This window comes from Kribbella sp. NBC_00709 (assembly GCF_036226565.1).
In the GTDB taxonomy this organism is placed as follows: Bacteria; Actinomycetota; Actinomycetes; order Propionibacteriales; family Kribbellaceae; genus Kribbella.
Genome location: NZ_CP108996.1, coordinates 1,736,942 through 1,758,158, shown reverse-complemented (window position 1 = coordinate 1,758,158; position 21,217 = coordinate 1,736,942). Strand labels below are relative to the sequence as shown.

Below are 21,217 nucleotides of genomic sequence, written 5' to 3'. Positions count from 1 at the left end.
GCGATTACCGTGGTGAATCCTCAGGACGGAGGTGGATGGTGTCACAGTCGGTCAATGCGTGGCGACAGCGGGACGCGGAGCTGCTTTGGCACCCGTACTCCTCGCTGACCGAACCGTCGCCGGTGCGGCTGGTCCGGGGCGCGTCCGGCGTACGGCTGCGGCTCGACGACGGCGCCGGCGGGACCGTCGAGGCGATCGACGCGATGTCGTCCTGGTGGTGCATGATCCACGGCTACCGGAACCCGGTGCTGGACGCGGCGCTGAAGAGTCAGGCCGACGACTTCAGCCACGTGATGTTCGGCGGGCTGACGCACGAGCCGGCGATCCGGCTGGCGGAGCGGCTGGTCGAGATCACGCCGGATCCGTTGCGGCACGTGTTCTTCTGTGACTCGGGATCGGTCTCGGTCGAGGTCGCGATCAAGCTCGCGCTGCAGTACCAGGTTGCGCGCGGCAACAACGGCCGGACGCGGATGCTGACCGTGCGGGGCGGGTACCACGGCGACACCTTCGCGCCGATGAGCGTGTGCGACCCCGTCAACGGGATGCACTCGCTGTTCACCGGCGCGCTCAAGGAGCAGGTCTTCGGCCCGCAGCCGCCGGCCGGCTTCGACCGCCCCGCCGACGACCCCGAGTTGCAGGCCTGGGCCACCGCGGTCGCGGACCTCGCCGAACGGCATGCGGGCGAGATTGCGGGCATCATCGTCGAGCCGGTCCTGCAAGGCGCCGGTGGCATGTATCCGTACAGTCCCACCTGCCTGCGGGTACTGCGAGAGCTCGCGGACCGCCACGGTTTCCTCCTGATCCTCGACGAGATCGCCACCGGCTTCGGCCGCACCGGCACGCTCTTCGCCTCCGAACACGCCGGCGTCGAGCCCGACATCCTGTGCGTCGGCAAGGCTTTGACCGGCGGCTACCTGACGCTGGCCGCGATGCTGTGTACGACGGAGGTCGCGCGGACCGTCTCCGCCGGACCGGGTGGTGCTCTCATGCACGGCCCCACCTTCATGGCGAACCCCCTCGCCTGCTCGGTCGCGCTTGCGTCGATCGACCTGTTGTTGTCCCAGGACTGGGCTGGTCGAGTGGCTGCGATCTCGGCGGGACTCTCGTCGGGCTTGGCTGCTGCGGCTGAGTTGCCCGCGGTCAAGGACGTGCGGGTCCTCGGCGCGGTCGGCGTCGTACAGCTCGGTGGGCCGGTGGATCTGCCGCGGATGACCGAGGCGGCGCTGCGGCGTGGGGTGTGGGTGCGTCCGTTCCGCGACCTCGTCTACACGATGCCGCCGTACGTGTGCACCGACGAGGAGATCGCCACCATCGCGGCGGCGATCACGGGTGCGGTCGAGGAGGCCGGCTGATGCTCGAGGACTGGCTGGCTCCGAAAGCGGCCGCGCTGGAAGCACGGGGTCTCACCCGGCGGCTGCGCGCGCGGGCCGCGGACGACGACCTGATCGACCTCGCGGGCAACGACTACCTTGGTCTGTCCAACGATTCCCGGATCATCGCTGCCGCCGCGGACGCTCTCCACACGTGGGGCACAGGCGCAACCGCCTCTCGTCTGGTGACCGGTACGACGGCGTTGCACGAGGAGCTCGAATCCACTCTGGCTGCCTATGTGGGGCAGGAGTCCGCGCTCGTGTTCTCGTCCGGCTACCTCGCCAACCTCGGGGTGGTCACCGCGCTGGGCGGCCCCGGGACCCTGCTCGTGTCCGACGAGCACATCCATGCCTCGCTGGTGGACGCCTGCCGGCTGTCCCGGTCCCGCGTCGAGGTCGTCCCGCACAATGACCTGGAAGCGGTCGAGAAAGTGCTTGCCGAGCGCAACGAACGGCACGCGGTGGTGATGACCGAGTCCGTGTTCAGCGTGCTGAGCGACGAAGCGCCGCTGACCGAGCTGGCCGCCATGGCCGCGGCCCATCAGGCTGTGCTGCTGGTCGACGAGGCGCACGGCCTCGGTGTGACCGGCGGCGGCCGGGGCTCGGTCCACGCCGCCGGGCTCGCCGGTCTCGACCATGTCGTGGTCACGATGACGCTGTCCAAGTCGATGGCTTCGCAGGGTGGTGTCGTCCTCGGGCCGAGGTTGTTGCGTGAGCACCTCGTCAACCGCGCACGGCCCTTCATCTACGACACCGGCCTCAATCCGGCCGCGTGCGCAGCCGCCTTGGCCGCCCTCGGCGTACTCCAGGCTGAACCGGATCGCCCCGCCGCCGTCCACGCGGCGGCGGCCCGGCTAGCGGCGGCGTGCGACGTACCGCTGTCGTCAGGTGCCGTGGTCTCGGTGCCGATGCCCGGTCCGCGCGAGACCGTCCGGGCGGCCGAGCTGTGCCTGGAGAACGGCGTACGGGTCGGGAGCTTCCGGCCGCCGTCCGTGCCGGACGGCATCTCGCGGTTGCGGCTCACCGCGAACGCCGGGTTGTCGACCATGGATCTCGATCGCGCGTGTGCGGTGATCGTCGACGCGATCGGTCAGGTCTCATGATCCTTCTCATCACCGGCACCGACACCGAAGTCGGCAAGACCATCACCACGGCGGCCCTGGCGGTCCGTGCGACCGGTTCGGTCGCCGTCGTCAAGCCGGCGCAGACCGGGGTCGGTCCGGACGAGCCGGGGGATCTCGACGACGTGCACCGGCTGAGTGGGCTGACCAAACTGCACGAGGGCGTCCGCCTGCGCGATCCGTTGGCGCCGACCACGGCCGCGCGGCGGGAGGGCGTGACGTTGCCCCCGGTGGCCGCGCACGCCAAGGCGATCGACGAGCTCGCCCGCACGAACGACACCGTGCTGGTGGAGGGCGCGGGCGGGATCCTGGTCGGACTGGATGCTGAGGGCAACAACCTTGCGGACCTCGCCGGGCACCTGACGACACCGTTCGGTTTCGTGGTCGTGGCGCGGGCCGGTCTGGGCACGCTGAACCACGCCGGACTGACCGTCGAGGCGTTGCGGTCGCGGGGACTGCCGATCGAGGGACTGGTGATCGGCTCCTCGCCGGCGCAGCCGGATCTCGCCGAGGAGTGCAACCTGGAGGATCTGCCGGCGGTGACCGGGGTGCCGGTGATCGGCCGGATTCCGGCCGGTGCGGGGTCCCTCGACCAGGAAGCTTTCAAGGCCGCGGCCCCGAGCTGGTTCGAGTGACCGGTTGTCCGGCCCGGTACGACGACGAGCTCGGGTACTGGGTCGTCGACGATCCGGCGCTGGCTCGGGAGGTCTTGCTGGATCCGGAGACGTTCCGGCCGGACAACGCAGTACTGGCGCATACGCCGTTGTCGGTGAAGGCGTTGCGGGTGCTGTCAGGGGTCGGGTTCGCGCTGCCGCCGACGCTGGCCAACAACGCCGGTGAGTCCCATCGGCCGATCCGGGCCGCTGTTGCGCGGTTCTTCAGCCCGGCCCGGGTCGCCGCGGTCGAGCCGCTCGCGCGTGAGTTGACCTCGCTTCGAGTTGCTGCTGCCTCGGCGCGGCTCGCGGTCGGCGAGCAGGTGGATCTGGTTCAGGCGATCGCCGCGGAGCCGCCGGCGCTCGTCGTACTGCATCTCCTCGGTCTGCGCGAGGTCGACGTACCTGCGTTGAAGGCCTGGAGCCTCGACTCGCTCGAGCTGTTCTGGGGCCGGCCGGACGAGGATCGGCAGTTGGAGCTGGCGCACAGCGCGGCCGAGTTCTATGCGTGGCTGCGCGCGCGGACGACAGCTGCCCGGGAGACGCCCACCGACGACCTGTTCGGCGTGCTGGTCGGCCTCGGGCTGACCGACGAGGAGATCTGCGCTGTCGGCTACTTCTTACTGATCGCCGGCCAAGAGACCACCACCCAGCTGATCTCCACCGCCTTCCATCGGTCGCTCGGGCAGATGGTCGGCCCGGCGCGGGTTGTCGAGGACGTGCTGCGGGAGGCTTCTTCCGTGCCGACCTGGCGGCGGGTTACCGCTCGCCCGACGACCATCGGTGATGTGGACGTGCCCGCGCGGGCACCGGTGCTGCTCGGGTTGAGCGGTCACGGCGGCCCGGCCGACCTCGCGTTCGGGATCGGCATCCACCGCTGCCTCGGCGCCGGCCTGGCCCGCCTGGAGGCCCGCGTGGCGCTGGACTGTGCTCGCGAGTTGCTGGCCGCTGTCCGGCTGGTCGAGACGCCGCCGATGATCGACTTGCTCTCGTTCCGCGCCCCGAAGCGTCTCCTGGTTGTAACGGACGGTAACACCAGGGACAACTGACGCCGCTAGCGTCGCGCTCGTGAGTTCAACCTCCCGGTGCCGAGTGCGCCTGTGGTTCGGTCCGCACCAGATCTCCGACTACATCGGCGAGCAGGCCGGCGCGGCGCGCTACGAGGCCGCGATGCGCCGCCGGTTCCCGGGGCTGGAGATCACCAGCGACCCGTTGCCGGTGACCGCCCGGCCCGCGGATTACAGCCCTGCTGACCTGCACCGATAGGCTTTGCGCGTGGCCCAAGAAATCCCGCAGCATGAGTTGGTTCTGGTCGTCGACTTCGGGGCGCAGTACGCGCAGTTGATCGCGCGCCGCGTGCGCGAGGCGAAGGTGTACTCCGAGATCGTGCCGCACTCGATGCCGGTCGAGGAGATGCTGGCGCGGCAGCCGAAGGCGATCATCCTGTCCGGCGGCCCCCAGTCGGTGTACGCCGAGGGCGCGCCGCGGGTCGAGACCGGGCTGTTCGAGGCCGGCGTACCGGCGTTCGGGATCTGCTACGGCTTCCAGGCGATGGCGCAGACGCTCGGCGGCGACGTCCGGCGGACCGGGCTGCGCGAGTTCGGCCGGACGCCGGTCACCGTCAGCGAGCCGGGGACCCTGCTCGCCGACATCCCCGAAGAGCTGAACGTGTGGATGTCGCACGGCGACGCAGTGCACGCACCGCCGGCGGGTTTCGCCGTGCTGGCCGCGTCCGAGGGTGCGCCGGTGGCGGCGTTCGAGGACCTGGACCGGCGGCTGGCCGGTGTGCAGTGGCATCCGGAGGTCCTGCACTCGCAGGCCGGACAGGCTGTGCTGGAGCACTTCCTCTACCAGATCGCCGGCTGCAAGGGCGACTGGACGACCACCAACGTAGTCGACGAGCAGGTCGAGCTGATCCGGCAGCAGGTCGGCGACAAGCAGGTGCTGTGCGCGTTGTCGGGCGGCGTCGACTCCGCGGTCGCGGCGGCCCTTGTCCACAAGGCAATTGGTGACCAACTGACCTGTGTGTACGTCGACCACGGTCTGCAGCGGGCCGGTGAGTCGGAGCAGATCGAGAAGGACTTCGTCGCCGCGATCGGGATCCGGCTCGAGGCGATCGACGCCGAGGAGCAGTTCCTGTCCGCGCTGGCCGGGGTGACCGACCCGGAGCAGAAGCGGAAGATCGTCGGCCGGGAGTTCATCCGGACCTTCGAGGCGACCGCGCGCAAGGTGGACGCCGAGCGGCACATCGAGTTCCTGGTCCAGGGCACGCTGTACCCGGACGTCGTCGAGTCCGGCGGCGGCACCGGCGCGGCGAACATCAAGTCGCACCACAACGTCGGCGGCCTGCCCGACGACCTGCAGTTCAGCCTGATCGAGCCGCTGCGGACGCTGTTCAAGGACGAGGTCCGCGAGCTCGGCCTGGCGCTCGGCCTGCCGGAGACGATGGTCTACCGGCACCCGTTCCCGGGCCCCGGCCTGAGCATCCGGATCATCGGCGAGGTCACCCGCGAGCGGCTGGACATCCTCCGCGCCGCCGACCTGATCGCCCGCACCGAGCTGACCGCGGCCGGTCTCGACCGCGACATCTGGCAGTTCCCGGTCGTGCTGCTGGCCGACGTCCGGTCGGTCGGCGTCCAGGGCGACGGACGGACGTACGGGCATCCCGTCGTACTGCGTCCCGTCACCAGCGAGGACGCGATGACCGCGGACTGGGCCCGCCTCCCGTACGACGTGATCGAGCGCATCTCGACGCGCATCACCAACGAGGTCGACGAGATCAACCGGGTGACCCTCGACGTCACCAGCAAGCCGCCGGGCACCATCGAGTGGGAGTAGTTCGTCACTGGGGGTGAACCCGCCGGCTGTTACCGTCGGAGGGTCGCTTGTTGACCACGATGGGTGACTTCCTCGGGGGAGGGGTTCGTGGTGTTCCGCATTCACTTCGAATGTACGGATCTGGCCAGAACGACGATCGCGCAAAGTCCGGATCCGTTGTGGGAGGTCCTGCTGGGCCTTCATGTTCTGCAGGGGGACGAGGAGCCGGAGGTCTACGGGCCCTGGCGGGAGCGGGCTCGGTCTCGCTTGAGTGCCCTCGAGCAGGAACTGCTCGCGTTGACGCCGCCGGTGGGGTACTCGCCGGATTTCCTCACGCCGCGCGCGGCCAGGATGGGACTCGAGGCGGGGTTGACCGCTGTCGGGGCGACGCCGTCAGGTCAGTTGATGTCGGAGCTGCGGCGACTGTCGGACAGTGTCCGGCTGCCGGCCTGGACCCGGCGGCTGGCGACCGGCGACACGAAGGTGATGACGCGGCTCGTCCACGGGCTGCGTTCGTTCCACCGGACCAAGATCGCGCCGCAGATGCCGATGATCGCGACCACGATCGAGCCGGCCGTCGCGCGGCACAACGACACCGTGGCCAGCAACGGCTTCGAGTCGCTGATCCCGGAGCTGCATCAGTCGCTGCGCTGGGCGGCGCCGGTGCTCTCGGTGGACACGCCGCACATCGACCGCGACCTGTACCTGAATGGCCGGGGCCTTCGGCTGGTGCCGTCGTTCTTCTGCTGGAAGTACCCGATGATGCTGCTCGATCCGTCGCTGCCACCGGTGCTGGTGTACCCGGTGCGGCACGACCCCGGGCAGCCCGCGGTCGTCGTACGCCGCCCGGACCGTGACCGCGCGGTCGCCGACCTGCTCGGGAAGACCAGGGCGCTGGTCCTGAAGGGCATCTCGGTCGGCGCCTGCTCGACCAGTGAGTTGGCGGCCCGCGTCGGCATCTCGCCGGCGTCGGCCAGCGAACACGCCAGGGTTCTCCACGACACCGGTCTCGTCACCACCCACCGCATCGGAAGCTCGGTCCGCCATACCCTCAATCCGGTCGGCGCGGACGTCTTGTCGGGCAGCCGGACCTGACCTGGAATCCCTTGATCTACAGGGGTTTCATCGCCTGGATTCCGTCGAGCAGGCGGTCGAGACCGTAGCGGTACGAGTCGGCTGCACTGGACTCGTAGCCCTTCGCATGCCAGATCGTGGTCATCGCGGGGTGTCTGTCGACGTCGAAGTACGTCTCCCACAGGTCGTTCCGCTCGTACCACCAGGCGTCGTTGGTCTGACCCGTGGTGCGCTCGACCAGGCGGCTCTCCGCTTCGAGCTGGGCGGCTGAGTCGACGTACGTCGTGATGGCGAGCGCTGCCGTGTTGGTCTCGGTCGGGCTGAGGCCGAGACAGAGGACTGCGGAGAGCAGGTACTCCCGGCCGGCCAGCATGCCGGGCCCGACCGGTGGGCGGATCGTCGAGACCTGCGACAGCCACAGGTGTTGCTGGAACATCGCGCGGGTCTGCTGCGAGTAGATCTCCACCTGCTCGCGCCAGTCCTCGGGGCGTGGCGCAGCTGAGCCGGGGAGCTCACGCTCGACGAGCACCTGGTCGACCATCAGGTCGAGCAACTCGTCCTTCGACGGCACGTAGGTGTAGAGCGTCATCGTGCCGACGCCCAACTCCTTCGCGAGTCCACCCATCGACGCGGCCGCGAGTCCTTGCTCGTCCGCGAGCCGGATGCCGGCCTGCACGACATCGTCGACGTTGAGCGACGGTCGGCGGCCTGCGCCGCGATTCCTGGCCGGCTCGTTTGCTGCCGGCTCTGATTCGGGGCGTCGGTGGTTGCGCCACAGCAACGCCAGCGTCTTGTCTGGCTGCCCCGCACCGCTTCGCCGCTCGCTCACGACCCAACGATAGGTGGTGATTTGAATTCTCGTATACCCTACGAGAATTGTCGACGAGAGGGGAGAGGCATGACGATCCTGGTGACCGGGGCGACCGGCAGTGTGGGGCGGCTGCTGGTGGACGAGTTGGTGTCGGCGGGTGCGGCGGTCCGGGCGCTGACCACCAATCCGGCCCGCGCCGCGCTGCCATCTGAGGCGGAGGTCGCGCGCGGGTATCTGGGCAAGCCGTCGACGTTGCCGGCTGCGTTGGCCGGCATCGACACGGTCTACCTGGCGCCGCTTCCGGCGTCCGTCGACGACTTCGTCCGCTGCGCGACGGAGGCCGGCGTACGGCGGGTCGTCGTACTGTCGGGGGAGCCGGCCGAGTACGAGGCGCAGGGGGATCCGGCGGCGTGGCACTACTACCGGATCGAGCGGGCGATCGAGGCCGGCGGCTTCGACTGGACGTTCCTGCGGCCGGGGCAGTTCATGAACAACACACTTGGCTGGGCGCCGTCGATCAAGGCCGAGAGCGTCGTACGGGCGCCGTACGCCGGGGCCGTGCAGACGCCGATCGACCTCGGCGACATCGCCGCGGTGGCGCGGGTGGTGCTGCTGTCCGAACGCTTCAACGGTCAGAAGATCATGATGAGCGGGCCGGAGGCGCTCACGCCGCCGGAGGAGGTCGAGCGGATCGCCGAGGCGATCGGGCGCGAGGTCAGGTTCGTCGAGCAGACACCGCAGGAGTACCTCGATGAGCTCGCGCCGGCGATCGGGTTGGAGACGGCGCAGTGGTTGCTGGACGGCTTCCGGATGATGGCGGAGTGGCCGATGAAGCCGGAGCCGGCGGTGCCCGAGCTCACCGGCCGGCCCGCGGTGACCTACCGCGAGTGGGCAGCGGCCAACGCGGACGCGTTCCGCTGACGTGCGATCACCCGGGCTGGCCGGGCCCGGGTGATCGCTGTGGTCAGCGCTCCGGGTCGTCTCCGAACTTGCGAACATCCTGCGCGCAGCGGCAGGCGACCGCGATCTTCGCGGCCCACTCCAGGGCGACATCGCGGGTGGGTACGTCGACGATGGTGAGGCCGCCGATGAGCTCCTTGCTCTCCGCAGACGGGCCGTCGGTGACGCCGCCGTCAGTCGCCACGACGCCCCACTCCACGTCGCCGTCCTCGTAGCTCAGCCCGCCGCCGAAGACGTATGCGCCAGCGTCCTTGGCCTCCCGAATCACCGCGTGCGCAGCCTTGCCGACCTCGGGAAAGTCCTCCGCGGGGATGTGGTCCATCGCACCCTTCTCGAACGAGATCAGGTACAGGCTCATAGCTCAGCACTCCTTGTCCGGGTGGCCACCCGCCCTCTCACCCCCTGCAACGAACGCCGCGGGCCGGATCCGACAACCGGCTGTGGACAACGTATTGGACATCCATGGGAACATGTGTTCGACTGTTGGGCATGAGATGGGCAGGGCAGCAGCTCGACGTCGAGACCCCGGGCGCATTGCCGGGGCTCGGGTCGATCGCGGGCCTGGTCCGCTCGGTGACGACGCCCGAGTTCCAGGGGATCACGTTCCACGAGGTGCTCGCGCGGTCAGCGCTGAACTCAGTGCCCGGTACGGCGCTGCCGTTCAACTGGACGGTGAATCCGTACCGCGGCTGCACCCACGCCTGCCGGTACTGCTTCGCTCGACCGACCCACAAGTACCTGGAGCTCGACACCGGCCAGGACTTCGACCGGCAGATCGTGGTGAAGACCAACGTCGCCGACGTGCTCCGCCGCGAGCTTGCCCGCCCGTCCTGGAGCCACGAACAAGTTGCTCTAGGCACCAATACCGACCCTTACCAGCGCGCCGAGGGTCGCTACCGCCTGATGCCCGGCATCATCGAGGCCCTCGCCGCGTCCGGCACACCTCTGTCGGTCCTGACCAAGGGCACCTTGCTCCGCAGGGATCTGGGCTTACTGTCTGCGGCTGCCGCCGAGGTGCGGGTCGGTATCGGCATCTCACTTGCTCTGGGCGACGAGGAGCTCCGCCGGCGCCTGGAGCCCGGCGTCCCGTCCGTCCGCGGCCGACTGGACCTCATCCGCGCCATCCGCGAGGCAGGCCTGCCGTGCGGCGTGATGGTCGCGCCCGTCCTCCCTTGGCTGACCGACTCCGCCGACCAGCTGGACCACCTCTTCGCCCAACTAGCCGAAGCCGGCGCCACTGGCGTGACCACCCTGATCCTCCACCTACGCCCCGGCGTCAAAGACTGGTTCATGAGCTGGCTGGCCCACGACCACCCCAACCTCGTCAGCCGCTACGAGTCCCTCTACGCCCACGGCTCCTACGCCAGCCCCAGCTACCGCAAAGCCTTCGAACAAAAAGCCCGCCCCCTCCTCGACAAGCACGGCTTCGGCCGCGGCTCCTCCCACCGCGCCAAACCCATCAACGGCATGCAGCCGCGCGGTGTTGTCGACGGCGCTGAGTCCGGCTGGGGTGATCCCGACCCATCCGCCGCCCTGTTCCGCCGACCACGCCTCAAGCTCCCTCAACCTGAGCCTTCGCCCCCTATTCAGCCACCCCTCTTTTGACCTGCCCGCTATCAGCTTCCATGACGCGCTGTCAGGGAGAGGCGGGGCTGGATGGTTGTAGGTACGCCGGTTCCACGCGGAGAACCCGCGCGGCCGTCGCGTGCTGTGGAACAGGGCCCTCCTAGGAGGTTCTTACTGCTCTCCACGAGCAAATCTCTCCACGAAGAGCGAGTCTGCAGCCTTCTCGCCCTCAGTCGACGCGGCACCTTGTGCGCCAGATCCGCCTGCTGGGTTGGCTGAGCTGGCGGAGTGTGGGTGTGGCTCGGGCTGTTACGGGAGGGTGAGGATTTGGGGGCCTTCGGGGGTGATGGCGACGGTGTGTTCGGCGTGGGCGCCTCGGGTTTGGTCGGCGGAGCGGAGGGTCCAGCCGTCTTCGTCGATGACGTAGGTGCTGCCGGGGCCGGACCAGAACCAGGGCTCGATGGCGAAGACGTGGCCGGCGCGGAGTTTGAGGCCTCGGCCGGGGCGGCCGCCGTTGGCGATGTGCGGATCTTCGTGCATCCGGCGACCGACGCCGTGGCCGCCGAAGTCGAGGTTGGTGCCGACGCCGTCGCGCTTGCCGATCCGGCCGATCGCGGCGCTGATGTCGCCGATGCGGTTGCCTTCGACGGCGGCCGCGATGCCCGCGGCGAGTGCTTCCTCGGTGGTCGCGATCAGTTCCAGGTCCTCGGCCCGCGGCGTACCCACGCAGAAGCTGGTCGCCGCGTCGGCGCACCATCCGTCGACCGATGCGCCGCAGTCGACGTTGAGCAGGTCGCCGTCCTCCAGTCGCAGGTCGCTCGGCAACCCGTGCAGTACGGCGTCGTTCACCGACGTGCAGATCACCCCGCTGAACGGCGACGTCGCGAAGCCGGGCTGGTATCCCTCGAACAACGACACCGCCCCGGCGGAACGCAGTACGTCCCGGGCGACCTCGTCGAGCTCGCGCAGAGAGACCCCGGCAGCGGCCTCTTTCTTCACCGCGGCCAGCGCATTGCCGACGACCCGGCCGGCCGCCCGCATCTGCTCGATCTCTGCCGCCGTCTTCAACTCGACCATCGTTCAGCTTCCTCGTTCACGGCTCGATTTCGCGGATAACTATACCGGTACTATTATCACACTCATGGTCCGACCACCCTTGTCCAGCTGGGACCGCGAACGCGGCCGCCAGCTCGGCCGTCTGCTCCGTGAGGCGCGCGGCGAGCGCAGCATGGTCGAGGTGGCTGCGGCATGCGGTGTCTCGGTCGACACGCTGCGCAAGATCGAGACCGGCCGGATCCCGACGCCGGCGCTGTTCACGGTGGCCGCCGTCGCCGCCACCCTCGAGATCTCCCTCGACGATCTGGTCGACGCCTGTCAGGACAGTCGGCCGGACGGCAGTGCAGCAGGCAGTTCCAACCTGATCGCCTAGGACACGATCAGATCTCTGTCCCAACCAAGAGCCCCCGTGCCGCGTCTCCATCGGCAACAAGGGGGTGGGGATGGCAGTACGACGACGCGCAGTGCTCGGGGGCATGCTGGCCGGAGCCGCGGCGCTGGCGACGACCGGATGTATCGCGGACACCTATGCGGACACGGGAAGCGGCGCTCAGGCAACGAAGAGCGCCGAGCCGAATCGGCGCGACCAGCCGGATCGGATCACGGTCGTCGCGACCGGCGACGTACTGCTGCACGAACGCCTGTGGACAACCGCCAAGCGCGACGGCAAAGATGGCGACTGGGACTTCGCGCCGCTGATGAGCAGCGTGAAACCCCTTGTACAGAAGGCGGATCTCGCGATCGCGCACCTGGAGACCCCGCTCGCGCCACTCGGCGGTCCGTATCACGGCTACCCGCTCTTCCAGGGCCCGCCGCAGATCGCGACCGCGCTCAAGCAGACCGGGTACGACCTTTGCACGACCGCCAGCAACCACAGCTTCGACGGCGGAGCGGCTGGTGTCGACCGAACCCTGAACGCCTTGGAGAAGGTGGGTTTGAAGCACGCCGGGACCGCGCGGTCGCGGGCGGAGGCCGAACAAACGACGATCATCGATGTCGGCGGTGTGAAGATCGCTTCGCTCAGCTTCACCTTCGGGTTCAACGGATTGCCGTACCCGAACGGCCAGACCTGGCGGGCCGGCAAGATCGACGCGAAGACGATTACACGCAAGGCGCAGGAGGCGAAGGACCGTGGCGCCGATCTGGTGCTGGTGAGCTGCCACTGGGGTACGGAGTACTCGAGCAGGCTGAACGAGCAGCAACGCGAGGTCGCGCCGCAACTGCTTGCCGACAGCAACATCGACCTGGTGATCGGTCACCATGCGCATGTCGTGCAGCCGATGGAGCAGATCGACGGCAAGTGGGTCGCGTACGGCCTCGGCAATCTGGTCGCCGCGCATCGCGAACCCGAAACCACCAAGGCTGAGGGCCTCCTTGTGCGCTTCACGTTCAAGCGCGACGGCGATCGCTGGTCGACCGAGCAGGCCGAGTTCGCGCCGTTGCTGATGACGGACGTGCTGCCGGTGCGGGTTCTCGACGTACGGCGTGAGCTCGCGAAGGGCACGTCGGTGGCGAAGAAGAGCCGGCTCGAGCTGGCGCAGCGGCGTACGACGGATACGGTCCTGTCGCTCGGTGCGACGCCGAAAATGCTTTGAGCCATGGCAGTTCGGCGGTCTAGGGTCGGTCGCATGATTACGTACTTCGTGATGGTCCGTCGTGCCCGGCTCCGGGCAGGCGAGGGGTGCCTGGGGATGGCATCCGCTCGATAGTCGTTGGGCCCAACGGGTCGTGGACGCGGCCGGGATCAAACCCGGTGAGCTCGTCCTCGACGTCGGGGCCGGACTGGGTGCGCTGACCGCGCCGCTGGTCCGGGCCGGTGCCCGGGTGATCGCCGTCGAACTCCATCCAGGTCGTGCCGATCGGTTGCGGCAGCGGTTCGCGGACGCGCCGGTGACGGTGGTTCGTGCCGATGCCGGTGATCTCCGGTTGCCGTCGCGGCCGTTCCGGGTGGTGTCGAGTCCGCCGTACAACGTCTCCACGGTGTTGCTGAAGCGTTTGCTGGCTCCGGGTTCGCGCCTGGTGTCGGCTGATCTGGTGCTGCAGCGGCAGGTGGCGAATCGGTGGGTTCGCGGTGAGGCGCCTGGTGCCAACCGGTGGTTCCGGTACTACGACCCGTCGATCGGGCTCCGCCTTCCCCGCAAGGCTTTCACCCCACCACCCCATGTCGACTCAGCAGTACTCCTACTACGCAAACGCTAGAAGAACCCCCGCCCCCTCGCTCCGCGCGGGGGCGGGGGAGGGGACGAGGCACCGCCGAGATGGTGGAGCCCAGGCACGAGCTCCGGCGCGGTGCTGCCGAGTCGGAGCTCATGATGCGGTCGGGCCTTGGCTTGGTGGGGTTTAGCCGTGCCAGGAGTTCCAGAGGGCGGCGTAGGAGCCTTGGCGGGATACCAGGTCGTCGTGGCTGCCTAGTTCTGAGATGCGGCCGTCTTCTACTACTGCGACGCGGTCGGCGTCATGGGCGGTGTAGAGGCGGTGGGCGATCGCGATCACCGTGCGGCCTTCCAGTACGGCGGCGAGCGAGCGCTCCATGTGGCGCGCAGCGCGTGGGTCGATCAGCGACGTCGCCTCGTCGAGCACCAGCGTGTGCGGGTCGGCCAAGACCAGTCGAGCCAGCGCCAACTGCTGCGCCTGCGCCGGCGTCAGCGCCAACTGACCGGATCCGACTCGAGTGTCGAGCCCGTCCGGCAACGCCTGCGCCCACTCGCGCGCGTCGACTGCCGCGAGCGCCTCCAACAGCTCAACGTCGGACGCCGACGGACGCGCCATCGACAGGTTGTCCCGCAGCGTGCCGACGAAGATGTGGTGCTCCTGCGTGACCAGCGCGACCTGCTTGCGCAGCTCGTCCAACGGCAGCTCCGTCATCCCGACACCGCCGACTGTCACCGAGCCGGTGCGCGGCGGGTGAATGCCCGCGACCAACCGCCCCAGCGTCGACTTGCCGGCACCGGACGGCCCGACCATCGCGATCCGCTCACCGGGCTGGATGGTCAGATCCACACCGTGCAGCACGTCGCGGCCCTCGACGTACGAGAACCGCACGTCGCGCGCCTCGACCAACTCACTGGTCGGCGCCTCCCCTGACGGCGTCCGGTCGTCCGGTACGTCGCTGATGCCGAGCAGGCGGGCGAACGCGGCGCCGCCCGACTGGAGCTCGTCCAGCCAGGAGAGCAGCCGGTCGACCGGGTCGATGAGCTGGTTCACGTACAGCACGGCGGCTGTCACGGCGCCGAGCGAGACGTGACCGTTGAGGTGCAGCCAGCCACCGAACAGCAGCGTGCCCACCACCGGCACGAGATAGCCGAACTCGGCAGCCGGGAAGTACATGGTCCGCAGATACAGCGTGTACCGCTCGGCGAGGTACGAGCCGCGGATGTCCTTGTCACCCTGACGAACCCGCGCGTCGTACCGGCGCAGAGCCTCGACCGTGCGCGCACCTTCGACCGTCTCCGCGAGCGAGCTGGTCATCTGGGCGTACGCCGCGTTCTCGCGGAGGTAACCGTCCTTGGCGCGACCCAGGTACCACTTCGTGCTCAGCAAGAGCAGCGGGACCATCGCGACCAGAGGCACCAGCACCCAGACCCCGACCAGCACCGTCGCGACGACGGTGAAGATCACGGTCACGAACGCGATGATGGTCTCGGGCACGGCGAAGCGAACCGTCCGCGACAACGTGTCGACGTCCCGCGACGTCCGGGACAGCAGGTCGCCGGTGCCGGCCCGCTCGACCGTGCCGATCGGGAGCGCGAGCGCGTTGTCGACGAACTCTTCACGCAGCTCGGCCAGCACCTGCTCGCCGAGCGCGAACGACCGGTACCGCGCCCAGCGGGTCAGCAGGGACTGCGCCACGATGAAGACGGCGATCACGATGATCACCTCGTTGACCTTGGCGGCGGTCGTGCCGTTTTGCACGTCCTCGACCAGGTCACCGATCAGCCGCGGCGCCGCCAGTCCCGAGACTGCCGCCAACGCGTGCAGCACCAGCGCGATCACCAGATTGCGCGGGTGTCGCCGGGCCAGCCGGCGGGCATGCTGCCGAATCTCGGTCGGCCCGGCCACGGGCAGGATCTGCCTCATCGGAGGGCCTCCTCTTCTTCGGTCTCGCGGGTGACGGTCCGGCGGTACTGCGGCTCGGTCTCGAGCAGCTCACGGTGCTTGCCGATGGCAACCACTCGGCCGGCGGCGACGAAGATCACCTCGTCGACGCGGTCGAGCAGGAGCGGGCTCGCGGTCAGTACGACGGTGCTCCGGCCGGACCTGTGGTCGCGCAGGCGGTCCGCGATCCGCGCCTCGGTGTGCGCGTCCACGGCCGAGGTCGGCTCGACCAGAACCAGCACGGACGGGTCGGCGAGCAGCGCCCGCCCCAGCACCAGCCGCTGACGCTGGCCACCGGAGAACGAGCGGCCCTTCTCCTCGACCTCGGAGTCGAGCCCGTCCGGCAGCGCGACCAGCACGTCCTCCGCGGACGCCGTCCGCAGCGCAGCCATCAGTTCGTCATCGGTACGCCGGCCGTCCGGGTCGAGCTCGGTCCGGAGCACACCGGTGAACATCTGGGCGCCGGTGTCGCTCACCAGGATCCGCTCCCGGACATCTGCGCGGGTCGCGCTGGCCAGCGTCACGCCGCCGTACCTGACCTCGCTGGTGTCGTCGTACCGCCCCAGGCGGTCTGCGAGCTGGGCGTAGCTGTCCGGCTCGGCGGAAACGACCGCAGTGAGCAGTCCGTCGCGTGCGCGCACGCCTGAGACGGGATCGACCAGGTCGCCGTGGTCAGGCAGCCGCACTGGCGTTTCGGGGTCGGTGATGTCCGGCTCCAGCTTCAGCACCCGGATCACTCGGCCCGCCGCGACCAGTCCGCGCATCAGCTGGTTGGCGAAGTCGGTCGCCGTCCGCAGCGGCAGGACCAGGAACGTCGCATACCCGTAGAAGGCCACCAGGGACCCGGCGCTCAGGTCACCGCGCAGCGCGAAGTGCGCACCCAGGCCGACCACCAGCACGACGAAGATCCCCGGCAGCAGCACCTGGGCCGCGTCCAGCACGGACTGGATCCCAGCCACCCGCACGCCGGCCTTCCGCACCTGCTGCGACTCGCTGCGGTATCGCCGGGAGAACGACTCCTCACCGCCGATGCCGCGCAGCACGCGCAGCCCGGCCACGATGTCCGAACCCAACGAGTTCAGCTCGCCGACCGCCTCACGCTGCGCGGACTGCCGCCGGTGCAGCGGGCGCAGCATCGGACCGAGGCTGAAGAGCATGATCGGCACGCCGATGAGCACGACCAGGCCGAGCGTGGTCGAGGACGAGAGCAGGATCGCCGCGACCACGACGAACGCGACGATCGCGCCGGAGAACCGGGCCGAGACCTCCATCAGGTTTCCGATGTAGGACAGGTCGCCCGCGCCGACGCTGACGACCTCGCCGGTCGCGAGGTGCTTCGGCAACGTCGCTCCGAGGTCGGCCGACTTCCGCGTCACGACCTGGACCGTCCGGTACGCCGCCATCAGCCAGTTGGTCACCGCGAACCGGTGCCGCATGATGCCGGCCAGCGCCTGCACCACACCGACCACGAACAGCAGCGCGGTCCACTGCAGCAACCGCTCACCGTCCTGCGCCGCGATGCCCTCGTCGATCGCCCGGCCGAGGATCGCCGGGATGAACGCCTGGGCGCCCATCCACAAGATGCCGAAGGCCATCCCGCCGGCGAGCGTGCTGGCCTGACCGCCGGCGACCCACCACAGGTAGCGGGCCGGCGAGCGGTGCTGCGGGACGCCGGGATCGGCGAGCGGAAGTTGTCTCATGGCCCCCTCAGGCTAGGTCCCGCTTCGGACAGTTTGCATGCGAATTAATCGCGTCTGTGGATCCCTGGAACAGCACCGTCGTTCGCAGGAAACGGGGCCCGGGCCGGCTGACCGGTGGTGACGGTCGGTAGACCTTCACCTTGCGTTGGGCAACGGGTTCCCGATGGGCAATGTCCGGCCCCTGTCCTGGATCCATGTTGGTGATCGCGCATCGGGGAGCGAGTGGCTACCGCCCGGAACACACGCCGGCGGCCTACCGGCTGGCCGCACTACAGGGCGCCGACTACCTGGAGCCCGATCTGGTGGCGACCCTCGACGGGGTCCTGGTCTGCCGGCACGAGAACGAGATCTCCAGTACGACGGACGTCGCCGAGCACCCGGTCTTCGCGGACCGGAAGATCACCAAGATCGTCGACGGGACCGCGGTCACCGGCTGGTTCGTGGAGGACTTCACCTTCGCCGAGCTGCGTACGCTGCGGGCGCGGGAGCGGATGCCTGCGCTGCGGGCCGGCAACACGGCGTACGACGGGCTGGAGGAGATCCCGACCTTCGACGAGGTGGTCGCGCTGGCGCGGCGGGAGTCCGCGCGGCTCGGGCGGTCGATCGGGGTGATCCCTGAGATCAAGCACCCGGCATACTTCCGGCGGCTCGGGCTGCCGCTGGAGGAGCTGCTCGCGGAGCGGATCCTGGCGCTCGGGCTGCGCGAGGACGAGGTGATGGTGCAGTCGTTCGAGCCGACGAGCCTGCGGCGGCTTTCGGTGATGACACGGGTGCCGCTGGTGCAGCTGATCGACTCGGAGAGTGCGCCGAACGATTTCCTACGGACCGGTGACGGTCGCACGTACGCCGATCTGATCGCGCCGGCCGGGCTGCGAGAGGTGTCGACGTACGCTCACGTGCTGGCACCGCACAAGGACCTGGTGATCCCGCGGACCGGCGACGGCTATCTGGGGGAGCCGACCCGACTGGTCGAGCAGGCCCACCGCGTCGGTCTGGCCGTCCAGGTCTGGACGTTCCGCGCCGAGCGCCGCTTCCTGCCGACCGGCATCGACTTCACCGGCGAACTGACCCGCTTCGCCGCCCTGGGCCTGCAGGGCGTCTTCGCCGACCACCCGGACCAAGCCGTCGCCGCCCTCCGCAAACCTGCGCTGAACGTCTAGGTGCTCGCCAGGCAGGTGGCGGTGGGCGGCGCTGCCGGGGTCACGCCGCCGGGGGCTTGTTGTTGGTGGTGCTGTCGTCGTAGATGCGGGACGCGATGTCGTTCTCGGCGGTGTCCTGCTGGCGGTCGTTGACCGACTGCTGGACGTTCTGCCACACGGCCTTGCCGTCGGACTCCGGGATCACGATCCACGCGACCGCGTAGCCGATCATCGCGGCGCCGCCGGTGATCAGGGTGAGGCCGACCCAGCCCAGGCGGACCAGGGTGACGTCGACGTTCAGGTACTCGGCGATGCCGCCGGAGACCCCGGAGAGCATCCGCTGGTTCGAGGAACGACGGAGGACCTTGCCGGACAGGTTCTGGAACGGTGCGTTGGAGTTCGTCATGGCTCCACTCTCCCGTTCGGGCACCCTCCGGCACATCAGGATCGGTACCGACCGACCCCTGACCCGACCCCGACGACTTTCGTGGAACCCACAGCATCCCCCAGCCTGTCCCTAAGGGTGAGGAGGGGAAATGGACGAGTTCACCGAGTACGTCACCGCGCGCTGGCCCACGCTGGTCCGCTCGGCGGTGCTGCTCGGCTGTACTCCGCCTGAGGCCGAAGACCTCGTCCAGACCGCGCTGGAGCGTTGTCTGGTCAAGTGGAACCGAGTGCGGGCCGCCGAGGACCGTGACGCCTACGTGCACCGGGTGCTGGTGAACTGCTTCCGCTCCTCCCGCAGGCGCCGCTGGCACGGCGAGTTGCCCTCGGCCGCCATCCCGGAGTCCGGCGGTGGCGACCAGACCGCTCACATCGACGACTCCGACGCGGTGATGCGAGCGCTCGGCCGACTGCCGGACGACCAGCGCGCAGCCGTCGTACTGCGGTACTACGCGCACCTGAACGAACAGCAGATGGCGTCCGTCCTGGGCGTCGCCGCCGGCACCGTCAAGAGCCGCCTCTCCAGGGCAGTCAAGGCCCTGTCCCAGGACCCACACCTGGCAGAACTGCGAGACCCCCGATGACCGAAACCAAGCTGACCGACCTCCTGGAACGCTCCGCCGACCAAACACCGGTCGGACCACCCCCGTTGGACGCGCTCCGCGCAGGCGCCGCCCGCCGACGCCACCGCCGTACTGCGGGACTGTCGGCCCTCGCCGCAGCAGCCGTAGCGGCCGTGATCGCCGGAACGAACCTGCTGCCTTCTCACCCGCCAACCACCTCACCCACTCCGGCGCCCATCGCGACCCGCCTGGTCGGCTTCGGCCACGCGGCGATCGCAGTACCGGCGGACTGGCCGACGAACCAGGCCAGCTGCGGTACGCCGACGAAGGACACGGTTCTCATCGACGACCCGAGCGCTTACACCTACTGTGCGCGGTTTCGGGCGAGCGGAGTCGAGAGCGTGCAGCTGGTTTACGGGATCGCTCCGCCACAGTTTCACGCCGACGAGACGTTCGAGATCGACGGAGTGCGGGCTCAGCGGCAGCGGACGACCTGCTCGACGTCGAAGTACTTCCGGTCCAACACGACGACCTGTGTGAGCACAGTGTTCATCCCGTCACTGAAGGTCTGGTTCCGCGCAGACTCGTCGACCAATGCCGACGAGGTCGGGCGCATTCTCGACCGGATCGCGATCGTCACTGACCAGACCGGCGTGCCCAGCTACCAGGCGGACCCGCGACTCAGTCGGGGAGCGGCCTACGCCGACGTACTCAAGGAGCTCGGCTTTAAGCCTCAGATCCGCCCGGTCCGGTCACCGAGCTACCCGGCTGGGCAGGTGCTCGGGGTTTCGCCGGCCACGGGGACGATGCTGAAGCCTGGAGCGACGGTGACCGTGACTGTGGCCAAGTAAAAGTGTCGGTGCGCCCGCTTAGCGTCGGGGTATGGATGCGCAGGCGGTGGTGAAGGTGATGGCGGGGTTGCCGGGGGCGGAGGAACACGAGGGCTGGGCGGGGCAGCCGGTCTTCAAGGTGCGGAACAAGAGCTTCGCCTACATGTCCGAGGATCAGACCCGCATCCACCTGAAGGCGCTCCGTGAGGAGCAGGAGGCGCTGGTCGCCGAGAACCCAGAGGTCTACGAGCCGTCCTGGGCCGGCGGCCGCTTCGCCTGGATTCTGATCCAGCTCGACCTGGCCGACGAGGAGGAGCTGGGCGAGCTGATCACCGAAGCCTGGCGCCTCACCGCCCCGAAGTACCTGGCCGCCCAGCTGAGCAGCTGACCGCCCGCGCGCCTGATGTGTCCGGATCCGTCCGGTCGGGGACCGGGACGAGCCTGTTGCCGGGCGCGTCGTGCTGCCAGATTGTGAGCATGTCGAACGAACCGCAAGCAGTCCTACTCGATGACGCCGAAACCAGCCCAGTGGCACCCGGCATCGTCCGCCGCGCCCTGCCGTCCAGCGGGCAGGTGCTGGTCCGCGCTTTCGATCTCGAGGCCGGGATCACCTGGCCGGAGGTCGACGTACACGACCGGGACGAGCTGATCTACGTCGCGTCGGGCGAGTTGCTCGACCACGGCCGGTCGTACCCGGCGGGCACGTACCTGTACTACCAGGCCGGCAGCCGGCACCAGCCGCGGACCGAGACCGGCGTCCGGATCATCGTCTTCGGTCCGGCGGAGGTTCCGCTCACCGCGTGAGCGGCAGGTGGCCTGGCTTGCACTCGTTTGGGTCGAGTGCTAATACTTGGTTAGCACTCCAAGGGCGAGAGTGATAAGCGTTCCTGCCCGGACGAGTGTGCAAGAAGACGGCCTCGATGAGGTGCCGGAGCGCGGCGGGACATGAGCGTCGCGGGTCGGTGCCGTCCGTCGCGGGCATCCGGGCCGGCTGGACCACAAAGACTCGACGCGGGAG

At 69.2% G+C, this 21,217-nt stretch carries 23 protein-coding genes; 17 read left to right on the top strand and 6 right to left on the bottom strand.

The features are described from left to right. The first annotated feature begins 35 nt into the window (after nucleotides 1-35). From OHA18_RS08570 to OHA18_RS08540, 7 genes are all read left to right on the top strand, one after another. Entirely contained in the window at nucleotides 36-1,352 is a 1,317-nt protein-coding gene (locus OHA18_RS08570; protein ID WP_329003316.1) for an adenosylmethionine--8-amino-7-oxononanoate transaminase, read from the top strand. Beyond that, on the top strand, nucleotides 1,352-2,473 hold the full coding sequence (locus OHA18_RS08565) for an 8-amino-7-oxononanoate synthase (protein WP_329003314.1): 1,122 nt from the start codon (nucleotides 1,352-1,354) through the stop codon (nucleotides 2,471-2,473). Before OHA18_RS08570 ends, OHA18_RS08565 begins: the two co-directional genes overlap by 1 nt. Then, entirely contained in the window at nucleotides 2,470-3,126 is a 657-nt protein-coding gene (gene bioD, locus OHA18_RS08560) for a dethiobiotin synthase (RefSeq protein ID WP_329003313.1), read from the top strand. Before OHA18_RS08565 ends, bioD begins: the two co-directional genes overlap by 4 nt. Further along, nucleotides 3,123-4,193 carry a hypothetical protein gene (locus OHA18_RS08555; RefSeq protein WP_329003312.1) on the top strand — a complete coding sequence of 357 codons (1,071 nt, stop codon included), beginning with the start codon at nucleotides 3,123-3,125 and terminating at the stop codon, nucleotides 4,191-4,193. The genes bioD and OHA18_RS08555 overlap by 4 nt, the downstream gene beginning before the upstream one ends. 19 nt (nucleotides 4,194-4,212) lie before the next feature. Next, nucleotides 4,213-4,410, top strand: coding sequence for a hypothetical protein (locus OHA18_RS08550; RefSeq protein ID WP_329003311.1), 198 nt, complete (start codon nucleotides 4,213-4,215; stop codon nucleotides 4,408-4,410). A 9-nt stretch (nucleotides 4,411-4,419) separates the two neighbouring features. Beyond that, nucleotides 4,420-5,982: a glutamine-hydrolyzing GMP synthase gene (gene guaA / locus OHA18_RS08545; RefSeq protein ID WP_442914378.1), complete on the top strand. Its 1,563-nt coding sequence runs from the start codon at nucleotides 4,420-4,422 to the stop codon at nucleotides 5,980-5,982. A gap of 87 nt (nucleotides 5,983-6,069) precedes the next feature. Continuing rightward, entirely contained in the window at nucleotides 6,070-7,056 is a 987-nt protein-coding gene (locus tag OHA18_RS08540) for an ArsR/SmtB family transcription factor (protein WP_329003310.1), read from the top strand. A gap of 16 nt (nucleotides 7,057-7,072) precedes the next feature. On the opposite strand, the gene OHA18_RS08535 is transcribed toward OHA18_RS08540, so the two are convergent. Beyond that, nucleotides 7,073-7,864, bottom strand: coding sequence for a TetR/AcrR family transcriptional regulator (locus OHA18_RS08535; RefSeq protein WP_329003309.1), 792 nt, complete (start codon nucleotides 7,862-7,864; stop codon nucleotides 7,073-7,075). 69 nt (nucleotides 7,865-7,933) lie between these two features. Here OHA18_RS08535 and OHA18_RS08530 point away from each other — a divergent pair, with 69 nt between their 5' ends. Further along, nucleotides 7,934-8,767 (top strand): SDR family oxidoreductase, encoded by an 834-nt coding sequence (locus tag OHA18_RS08530; protein WP_329003308.1) that lies wholly within the window; start codon nucleotides 7,934-7,936, stop codon nucleotides 8,765-8,767. 43 nt (nucleotides 8,768-8,810) lie between these two features. Here the strand turns inward: OHA18_RS08530 and OHA18_RS08525 are convergent, their stop codons facing one another. Continuing rightward, a complete protein-coding gene (locus OHA18_RS08525) occupies nucleotides 8,811-9,164 on the bottom strand; it encodes a YciI family protein (protein WP_329003306.1) in 354 nt (117 codons plus the stop codon). A gap of 131 nt (nucleotides 9,165-9,295) precedes the next feature. On the opposite strand from OHA18_RS08525, the gene OHA18_RS08520 reads away from it, so the two are divergent. Further along, nucleotides 9,296-10,411 (top strand): Rv2578c family radical SAM protein, encoded by a 1,116-nt coding sequence (locus tag OHA18_RS08520; protein WP_329003305.1) that lies wholly within the window; start codon nucleotides 9,296-9,298, stop codon nucleotides 10,409-10,411. A 270-nt stretch (nucleotides 10,412-10,681) separates the two neighbouring features. Here the strand turns inward: OHA18_RS08520 and map are convergent, their stop codons facing one another. Then, nucleotides 10,682-11,449, bottom strand: coding sequence for a type I methionyl aminopeptidase (map, locus tag OHA18_RS08515; RefSeq protein ID WP_329003304.1), 768 nt, complete (start codon nucleotides 11,447-11,449; stop codon nucleotides 10,682-10,684). A 64-nt stretch (nucleotides 11,450-11,513) separates the two neighbouring features. Between map and OHA18_RS08510 the strand changes: the two genes are divergently transcribed. From OHA18_RS08510 to OHA18_RS08500, 3 genes are all read left to right on the top strand, one after another. After that, nucleotides 11,514-11,801, top strand: coding sequence for a helix-turn-helix domain-containing protein (locus OHA18_RS08510; protein WP_329003303.1), 288 nt, complete (start codon nucleotides 11,514-11,516; stop codon nucleotides 11,799-11,801). A gap of 70 nt (nucleotides 11,802-11,871) precedes the next feature. Further along, complete coding sequence (locus tag OHA18_RS08505) at nucleotides 11,872-13,023, top strand: CapA family protein (RefSeq protein WP_329003302.1); 1,152 nt, start codon at nucleotides 11,872-11,874, stop codon at nucleotides 13,021-13,023. Nucleotides 13,024-13,084: 61 nt separating this feature from the next. Further along, complete coding sequence (locus OHA18_RS08500; protein ID WP_329003301.1) at nucleotides 13,085-13,627, top strand: rRNA adenine N-6-methyltransferase family protein; 543 nt, start codon at nucleotides 13,085-13,087, stop codon at nucleotides 13,625-13,627. A gap of 141 nt (nucleotides 13,628-13,768) precedes the next feature. Here OHA18_RS08500 and OHA18_RS08495 read toward each other — a convergent pair whose 3' ends face one another. Together OHA18_RS08495 and OHA18_RS08490 are read right to left on the bottom strand one after the other, a co-directional pair. Further along, nucleotides 13,769-15,505 (bottom strand): ABC transporter ATP-binding protein, encoded by a 1,737-nt coding sequence (locus tag OHA18_RS08495; protein ID WP_329003298.1) that lies wholly within the window; start codon nucleotides 15,503-15,505, stop codon nucleotides 13,769-13,771. After that, nucleotides 15,502-17,223, bottom strand: a complete 1,722-nt coding sequence (locus OHA18_RS08490) for an ABC transporter ATP-binding protein (protein ID WP_329003297.1) — start codon at nucleotides 17,221-17,223, stop codon at nucleotides 15,502-15,504. Before OHA18_RS08490 ends, OHA18_RS08495 begins: the two co-directional genes overlap by 4 nt. A 194-nt stretch (nucleotides 17,224-17,417) precedes the next feature. Between OHA18_RS08490 and OHA18_RS08485 the strand changes: the two genes are divergently transcribed. Further along, entirely contained in the window at nucleotides 17,418-18,383 is a 966-nt protein-coding gene (locus OHA18_RS08485) for a glycerophosphodiester phosphodiesterase (protein ID WP_329003296.1), read from the top strand. A 40-nt stretch (nucleotides 18,384-18,423) separates the two neighbouring features. On the opposite strand, the gene OHA18_RS08480 is transcribed toward OHA18_RS08485, so the two are convergent. Continuing rightward, nucleotides 18,424-18,768: a PspC domain-containing protein gene (locus tag OHA18_RS08480; protein ID WP_329003295.1), complete on the bottom strand. Its 345-nt coding sequence runs from the start codon at nucleotides 18,766-18,768 to the stop codon at nucleotides 18,424-18,426. Nucleotides 18,769-18,898: 130 nt separating this feature from the next. Here OHA18_RS08480 and OHA18_RS08475 point away from each other — a divergent pair, with 130 nt between their 5' ends. From OHA18_RS08475 to OHA18_RS08460, 4 genes are all read left to right on the top strand, one after another. Then, nucleotides 18,899-19,390, top strand: coding sequence for a SigE family RNA polymerase sigma factor (locus OHA18_RS08475; RefSeq protein ID WP_329003294.1), 492 nt, complete (start codon nucleotides 18,899-18,901; stop codon nucleotides 19,388-19,390). After that, nucleotides 19,387-20,220 (top strand): PASTA domain-containing protein, encoded by an 834-nt coding sequence (locus OHA18_RS08470; RefSeq protein WP_329003293.1) that lies wholly within the window; start codon nucleotides 19,387-19,389, stop codon nucleotides 20,218-20,220. Before OHA18_RS08475 ends, OHA18_RS08470 begins: the two co-directional genes overlap by 4 nt. Nucleotides 20,221-20,251: 31 nt before the next feature. Then, the gene (locus OHA18_RS08465) at nucleotides 20,252-20,587 is read left to right on the top strand and encodes an MmcQ/YjbR family DNA-binding protein (protein ID WP_329003292.1); all 336 of its coding nucleotides are present in this window, start codon (nucleotides 20,252-20,254) and stop codon (nucleotides 20,585-20,587) included. Between the two features lie 89 nt (nucleotides 20,588-20,676). Then, nucleotides 20,677-21,003 (top strand): cupin domain-containing protein, encoded by a 327-nt coding sequence (locus OHA18_RS08460; RefSeq protein WP_329003291.1) that lies wholly within the window; start codon nucleotides 20,677-20,679, stop codon nucleotides 21,001-21,003. Nucleotides 21,004-21,217 lie beyond the last annotated feature (214 nt).

What these genes read in the sequence shown, in the direction of transcription:
- map (WP_329003304.1), bottom strand. Translation starts at nt 11,449, where the DNA reads ATGGTCGAGTTGAAGACGGCGGCAGAGATCGAGCAGATGCGGGCGGCC.
- OHA18_RS08460 (WP_329003291.1), top strand. Translation starts at nt 20,677, where the DNA reads ATGTCGAACGAACCGCAAGCAGTCCTACTCGATGACGCCGAAACCAGC.
- OHA18_RS08570 (WP_329003316.1), top strand. Translation starts at nt 36, where the DNA reads ATGGTGTCACAGTCGGTCAATGCGTGGCGACAGCGGGACGCGGAGCTG.
- OHA18_RS08505 (WP_329003302.1), top strand. Translation starts at nt 11,872, where the DNA reads ATGGCAGTACGACGACGCGCAGTGCTCGGGGGCATGCTGGCCGGAGCC.
- OHA18_RS08525 (WP_329003306.1), bottom strand. Translation starts at nt 9,164, where the DNA reads ATGAGCCTGTACCTGATCTCGTTCGAGAAGGGTGCGATGGACCACATC.
- OHA18_RS08470 (WP_329003293.1), top strand. Translation starts at nt 19,387, where the DNA reads ATGACCGAAACCAAGCTGACCGACCTCCTGGAACGCTCCGCCGACCAA.
- OHA18_RS08530 (WP_329003308.1), top strand. Translation starts at nt 7,934, where the DNA reads ATGACGATCCTGGTGACCGGGGCGACCGGCAGTGTGGGGCGGCTGCTG.
- OHA18_RS08490 (WP_329003297.1), bottom strand. Translation starts at nt 17,223, where the DNA reads ATGAGACAACTTCCGCTCGCCGATCCCGGCGTCCCGCAGCACCGCTCG.
- OHA18_RS08520 (WP_329003305.1), top strand. Translation starts at nt 9,296, where the DNA reads ATGAGATGGGCAGGGCAGCAGCTCGACGTCGAGACCCCGGGCGCATTG.
- OHA18_RS08495 (WP_329003298.1), bottom strand. Translation starts at nt 15,505, where the DNA reads ATGAGGCAGATCCTGCCCGTGGCCGGGCCGACCGAGATTCGGCAGCAT.
- OHA18_RS08510 (WP_329003303.1), top strand. Translation starts at nt 11,514, where the DNA reads ATGGTCCGACCACCCTTGTCCAGCTGGGACCGCGAACGCGGCCGCCAG.
- OHA18_RS08565 (WP_329003314.1), top strand. Translation starts at nt 1,352, where the DNA reads ATGCTCGAGGACTGGCTGGCTCCGAAAGCGGCCGCGCTGGAAGCACGG.
- OHA18_RS08475 (WP_329003294.1), top strand. Translation starts at nt 18,899, where the DNA reads ATGGACGAGTTCACCGAGTACGTCACCGCGCGCTGGCCCACGCTGGTC.
- OHA18_RS08485 (WP_329003296.1), top strand. Translation starts at nt 17,418, where the DNA reads ATGTTGGTGATCGCGCATCGGGGAGCGAGTGGCTACCGCCCGGAACAC.
- OHA18_RS08465 (WP_329003292.1), top strand. Translation starts at nt 20,252, where the DNA reads ATGGATGCGCAGGCGGTGGTGAAGGTGATGGCGGGGTTGCCGGGGGCG.
- OHA18_RS08480 (WP_329003295.1), bottom strand. Translation starts at nt 18,768, where the DNA reads ATGACGAACTCCAACGCACCGTTCCAGAACCTGTCCGGCAAGGTCCTC.
- bioD (WP_329003313.1), top strand. Translation starts at nt 2,470, where the DNA reads ATGATCCTTCTCATCACCGGCACCGACACCGAAGTCGGCAAGACCATC.